This is a genomic window from Pseudomonas sp. HMWF021 (genome assembly GCF_003061005.1).
Classification (GTDB): Bacteria; Pseudomonadota; Gammaproteobacteria; order Pseudomonadales; family Pseudomonadaceae; genus Aquipseudomonas.
In genome coordinates, this window is the sequence record NZ_QAIK01000139.1 from 3366 (window position 1) to 7692 (window position 4327).

At 62.4% G+C, this 4327-nt stretch carries 2 protein-coding genes and 1 pseudogene; all 3 read right to left on the reverse strand.

Annotation, left to right across the window (positions count from 1 at the left end; genetic code table 11):
- Positions 1 to 398, reverse strand: a pseudogene (locus DBR18_RS29490) (hypothetical protein); the annotation flags it as partial.
- A gap of 117 nt (positions 399 to 515) precedes the next feature.
- Positions 516 to 4190: a translocation/assembly module TamB domain-containing protein gene (locus tag DBR18_RS19525; RefSeq protein ID WP_108591532.1), complete on the reverse strand. Its 3675-nt coding sequence runs from the start codon at positions 4188 to 4190 to the stop codon at positions 516 to 518.
- On the reverse strand, positions 4187 to 4327 hold a 141-nt coding region (locus DBR18_RS19530; RefSeq protein ID WP_146188774.1), incomplete at its 5' end, for a BamA/TamA family outer membrane protein. The genes DBR18_RS19530 and DBR18_RS19525, both read right to left, overlap by 4 nt.

The window sequence follows — 4327 nt, forward strand, 5'->3', positions numbered from 1 at the left end:
AGCGACAGTCGCCAACCGACAAAGCGCACCACCAGCGCAGCCGCCAACCGAAAGCCGCCGTCGAGCAGGAACGCCCCACCAAACAGCACCGCCAGAATCAGACTGGCCGCATGTTGTCTGTCGACAATCAGCAGCCCCAGTATCAGGAACGCCAGACCGCGCGCCTTGCGCAGAGCCGCTGCAGTGCCGGTCTGTGGCGTCGGCACCAGCAGAATGATCAGCGCTTCGAGCAACAGCAAATAGCCAAACAGGTGCAGCGGAAAATACAGAACGCCATCCAGCGCATCGATGAAGATCGCCACTCCGGCCGCGCCCCAGACAATGCCGGTCAGCGCCAGCGCGGACCAACGCTTGCGGACAAACTCATTACCGAGCAAGACCATACTCAAACGGACCATAGGCGCCCCTGTTCGCGTCCGGCAGCCGCGAACCGCGCAGCCTTCGAGCTGCGCTAAGTCTAATACACCCTGAAACAGCCGGATCGCAGTGTCGCGACCCGGCCAGGGGCACACGGTCTAGAAATCGCGTTTATAGAAAATATCCAGCGAACTGGCGACACCGCTGGCCGCCTCGAGATAAACCTTCTTGCTCAGCTTGTAGCGCAGCGCAATGGTGTTGGCCGGCTCAAACACACCGACGCCATAACGCAGACTGAGCTTCTCGGAAATGTTGCCGCTGGCGACCACGCTGGTGGTGTTGCCGCTGCCCTGGGTGTCGAGCTGGAAGTCCTGAATCCCCAGGTCTTTGGCCAAACCGCTGGTCACCCCGGAACTGCCCATCAGGCCCAACCCCAACGCCGCTTGCGCGAGCATGTTGTTGTCTTCGCCATTGGTGCTCAGCGGTCGGCCCAGCACCAGATAGGACAACGCCTGCTCCTGGCTCATGGCCGGTTCGGAGAAGATTTGCGTGGTCGGTTGCTCGGCACTGCCGCTCAGGCGAATGCCGGCGATCACGTCGTCGGTCTGGCGGATCGCTTCGATGTCCAGATACGGCTGATCGATCGGACCGGCAAACAACAGACGCGCCCGGCGCACGTTCAGGCGCTGGCCGTAGGCGCGGTATCGGCCGTCGTTGAGCCACAACTCGCCGCGGGTATCCATGTTGTCGCCGATGTGCACCTGACCTTGCAGATTGGCGGTCAGGCCGAAACCGGCGAAACTCAGTTTGTTCTGACCGACGATCACATCGATGTCCATTTTCATCGCCAGCGGCGCCTTGCCCTCCTCGGTCTGCGCGCCGACGATGATCGTGTCGTCGGAGACTTTCACCGTCGATGGCGGCAGTTCGCGCACGGTGATTTCACCGTTGGGCACCAGCACCTTGCCAGCAATCTTCAGCTCATCGCCGGCCATGGAAATCTTCAGGTCCGGAGCCACTTCCAGCTTGGCGTACGGCTCGACGGTGACCGGCAATTGCGTGCCTTTCAACGCGAGATCGACCACCAGCGCCTGGCCCCAGGCGACGTTGCCATTGAGACTGCCCTGCCCGGTCTTGCCGCTGTTCCAGCCGCCGTCCAGGCGCACCGATTCGCCGGCAATCACCGCTTGCAGCTGCAGGTTCTTGAGTTCCATCGGCAACTCGGCGCCGGAGACTTCGCCGTCGCTGAGTTTGACCGTACCGTTGACCAGCGGCGCCAGCAGCCCGCCGGAAATCGTGCCGCTGCCGTTCAGGCGCCCGGTGAGTTTCTCGACCATTGGCACAAACGGCCGCGCCACTGACAGGTCCAGCCCGCTGAGACGGAACGAACCACTCAGCGGTTTGTTTTTCGGCAACGGATTGAGCTGCGCCTGCACCATCAATTCGCCGAGTTTGCCGCCGACAAAGTTGAGGTCGGTGTCGATGCGCTTCGGCGTGAGTTTGCTGGTGAGCTTCAGCGTCTGGTACGGGAAGTCCAGCCAATGATCCTTTTCCTTCATGCGCAAAGTTCCGCCGCTGGCGTCGATGCTGACCACGCCGTTCGGGCCGCTGGCCGGCAGGTCCAGTTGCAGGTCGGCATTAAGCTTGCCCTGCCAGGCAAAGTCTTTCGGCAACCATTGCGCCAGACTTTCGATCGGGAACTGCTTGAGGTGGTAACGCAGTTTCGGCTCCGGCAGCAGACGCTGGTCTTCACCGCACAGGCTGGCGTTGCCGGACATCCAGCAATGCGCGCCGAAGTTGATCTTGCCGTCGGCGAGGCGTTCGAGTTTGGCCGGGCCCTGCAGTTTCCAGTCCTGGCCGCCGGCCTGAATGTCACCGCTGGCCAGACGCCCGCGCCAGTTGCCCTTGTCCAGATTGCCGTCCAGACCGAGGGCCAGTTTCAGCTTCGGCCCGAGCAGGTCGAGGTTGAGTTTCTGGCTCTTGATGTCGCCCTGGGCGCTGGCGGTCAACACACCGAGGTTGGTATCGCCAGCCTGAATCCCGCTGCCTTTCAAATCGATCTTCGCCCGTTGCGCACTGTCGAGGGTCGCGTCGAGGTTGAGGCTTTGCAGGCGATTGTCCTGAAACGCCAGTTGCGAACCTTGCAGATCAAGTTTGCCTTGCGGTGCTTTCAGCGTGCCGGCGACGTTGACCTGACCGTTGACCTGTCCGCGCAATTGCGGCCAGAGCTGGGCCAGACGCGTCAGCTTGATGTCGATCTGCCCGGTGAGTTTCTGTTGCAGGCTGCCCTTGCCGCTGATGCTGTTGTCGCCGAGGCGGATTTGCAAAGCGTTGAGGTTCCACTGCTCGCCAGCACCGTCCGCCTTGGCCTGGAGGATCGCCGGTTGGCCGCGCAGTTTGCCCTTGAGGTCGAGATCGGCGGTGAGGCTCAGGCGTTCGTTCTTCATCTCGCCTTTACTTTTCAGCGGCCCGGCCAGGGTGCCCGGCAACTCCGCCACCCAGTACGCCGGGTTCAGCGCTGACAGCTCCAGCGCGGTGTCCCAGGCGATGCCGTCGGCGAACTGCACATTGACATGACCTTCGGCCTTGCCCTGCCCGGCCTGCATTTGCAATTGCGGCAAGGCGATCTGCTTCAGGTTGCCGCTGAACGGACTGCTCAGGCTGAAAGCCCCCGCCGGGCCATCGAGATCGGCGGCGAAGTTACCGAGGTACTGACCGTCGGTGTAGGAGACTTCGCCAGTGAAGGTACGCAAGGCGACTTGCGGCTCATCGATTTCGTTGTAGAGCCGATGCCACGGGAAATCCTGCCAGTTGACGTTGGCCTGCGCCGTGAGGCCCTTGCTCCAGTCGACACTGCCGGTGAGCTTCAAGCTTTGCTTGTCGTTGGCCGTCAGGTCGAGGCCGGCGATCTGCGCGCCGCTGGCGTCGACTTTGCCTTTGAGCAGCAGCGCCACCGGGCCTTTATCGGCGGGCAGCGTGGCATTGCCGTTGAGCTGGTAACCGTTTTTCAAGTCACCTTCGCCGGTCAGCACCAATTGATTCAGTTGCAAAGTGTCCGGCAGGTCAGCGCCGGGTTTGAACGCATCGCTGGTAATGCGCACCTTGGCCGGCAGGTTTTCTGCCAGCGGTTGCAGCTCGCCGCTCAACTGGCCGTCGAGGTAACCGTGGCTGTCGGCGTGCAGATTGAGTGTTTTCAGCAGATCGCCGTCCACTTTGAGCGCCAGCGTCCAGGGGCCAGTGCCCGGTGACGGCAAGGTCAGGTCGCCGGCAATGTTCAGCGGCCAGTTGCCGGTCGGTTGCAGCAGGCCGGAAAGGTTCAGGCTCAGGTCGTCGCGTTGCAGTTTCACGCTGTCGATCTGCATGCCTTGCGCGGTCCAGTGCGCCGCCAGTTGCAGGCCCTTGAGTTGCTCGCTGCCGTTGAACAGCAGGCTGCCGACTTGCACGTCACCCAGCTCGATGGCCACCGGCAATTGCAAGTCCGGCAGTTTGATCGGGCCGCTGTCAGTGGTTTCCTCACTCGGCGGGAATTGCAGGATCACCTGATCCGCCTTGAGCTGTTCGATGCACAAAGTCATGCGCGTCAGGCACAACGGCGACCAGGCGAAAATCGGCTTGCTCAGCTCGACGCGGCTGCTGTCCTGCTGCCACAGCAGGTGGTCGGCGCTCCATTGGCCGCCGAGACGACCCTGGAAATTTTCCACGCTCAAACCCGGCACTAACCCCAGCACCCAACGGCTGCCCGCTTGCGTGCCAAGCACTGCGGTGACGCTCAATACGATCAACAGCACCAGCGCCAACAACGCCAGTGCCGCTATTTTCAAACCACGCTTCACAGCTCAGGCCCCATGGAAAAGTGCAGCCGGATGCCGCCGTCGTCGTCCAGCGCGTGGGCCAGGTCGAGGCGGATCGGCCCCACCGGCGAGACCCAGCGCACACCGATACCGACCCCGGTCTTGAGGTTCGGCAGTTC